Source organism: Acinetobacter sp. ATCC 27244, assembly GCF_000156555.1.
GTDB lineage: Bacteria > Pseudomonadota > Gammaproteobacteria > Pseudomonadales > Moraxellaceae > Acinetobacter > Acinetobacter haemolyticus.
This window is the reverse complement of sequence record NZ_GG665967.1, coordinates 1-1,836: the sequence shown is the minus strand read 5'-3', so window position 1 is coordinate 1,836 and position 1,836 is coordinate 1. Positions and strand designations below refer to the sequence as shown.

Below are 1,836 nucleotides of genomic sequence, written 5' to 3'. Positions count from 1 at the left end.
TGGTGGGTCTGACAAGACTTGAACTTGTGACCCCACGCTTATCAAGCGTGTGCTCTAACCAACTGAGCTACAGACCCTCAGATACATCTTCGAAGAACAACTTGTTGTGGATTCTTACCGGCCATCAATCTTTCGTTAAGGAGGTGATCCAGCCGCAGGTTCCCCTACGGCTACCTTGTTACGACTTCACCCCAGTCATCGGCCACACCGTGGTAAGCGTCCTCCTTACGGTTAGACTACCTACTTCTGGTGCAACAAACTCCCATGGTGTGACGGGCGGTGTGTACAAGGCCCGGGAACGTATTCACCGCGGCATTCTGATCCGCGATTACTAGCGATTCCGACTTCATGGAGTCGAGTTGCAGACTCCAATCCGGACTACGATCGGCTTTTTGAGATTAGCATCCTATCGCTAGGTAGCAACCCTTTGTACCGACCATTGTAGCACGTGTGTAGCCCTGGTCGTAAGGGCCATGATGACTTGACGTCGTCCCCGCCTTCCTCCAGTTTGTCACTGGCAGTATCCTTAAAGTTCCCGGCTTAACCCGCTGGCAAATAAGGAAAAGGGTTGCGCTCGTTGCGGGACTTAACCCAACATCTCACGACACGAGCTGACGACAGCCATGCAGCACCTGTATGTAAGTTCCCGAAGGCACCAATCCATCTCTGGAAAGTTCTTACTATGTCAAGACCAGGTAAGGTTCTTCGCGTTGCATCGAATTAAACCACATGCTCCACCGCTTGTGCGGGCCCCCGTCAATTCATTTGAGTTTTAGTCTTGCGACCGTACTCCCCAGGCGGTCTACTTATCGCGTTAGCTGCGCCACTAAAGCCTCAAAGGCCCCAACGGCTAGTAGACATCGTTTACGGCATGGACTACCAGGGTATCTAATCCTGTTTGCTCCCCATGCTTTCGTACCTCAGCGTCAGTATTAGGCCAGATGGCTGCCTTCGCCATCGGTATTCCTCCAGATCTCTACGCATTTCACCGCTACACCTGGAATTCTACCATCCTCTCCCATACTCTAGCTGACCAGTATCGAATGCAATTCCTAAGTTAAGCTCAGGGATTTCACATCCGACTTAATCAGCCGCCTACGCACGCTTTACGCCCAGTAAATCCGATTAACGCTCGCACCCTCTGTATTACCGCGGCTGCTGGCACAGAGTTAGCCGGTGCTTATTCTGCGAGTAACGTCCACTATCTCTAGGTATTAACTAGAGTAGCCTCCTCCTCGCTTAAAGTGCTTTACAACCAAAAGGCCTTCTTCACACACGCGGCATGGCTGGATCAGGCTTCCGCCCATTGTCCAATATTCCCCACTGCTGCCTCCCGTAGGAGTCTGGGCCGTGTCTCAGTCCCAGTGTGGCGGATCATCCTCTCAGACCCGCTACAGATCGTCGCCTTGGTAGGCCTTTACCCCACCAACTAGCTAATCCGACTTAGGCTCATCTATTAGCGCAAGGTCCGAAGATCCCCTGCTTTCTCCCGTAGGACGTATGCGGTATTAGCATTCCTTTCGGAATGTTGTCCCCCACTAATAGGCAGATTCCTAAGCATTACTCACCCGTCCGCCGCTAGGTAATGTAGCAAGCTACACTTCCCCGCTCGACTTGCATGTGTTAAGCCTGCCGCCAGCGTTCAATCTGAGCCATGATCAAACTCTTCAGTTTAAAATCATTAGTAGCTTATGGCTACAAATCTTGGCTCATCAATTTTCTGACATTAATTTCTCAAATAAACTTCGAGTAATTTCTACCATTCAATCAATGAAATATTTTCGATCGATTAACCAGTAAAAATCCACACAAGTTGTTCTTCTATTCTCTTAATGA

At 50.1% G+C, this 1,836-nt stretch carries 1 tRNA gene and 1 rRNA gene; both read right to left on the bottom strand.

The annotated features are described in order from the left end of the window. Nucleotides 1–77: transfer RNA gene (locus tag HMPREF0023_RS14985), tRNA-Ile, on the bottom strand. 59 nt (nt 78–136) lie between these two features. After that, nucleotides 137–1,674: ribosomal RNA gene (locus HMPREF0023_RS14980) — 16S ribosomal RNA — on the bottom strand. Nucleotides 1,675–1,836 lie beyond the last annotated feature (162 nt).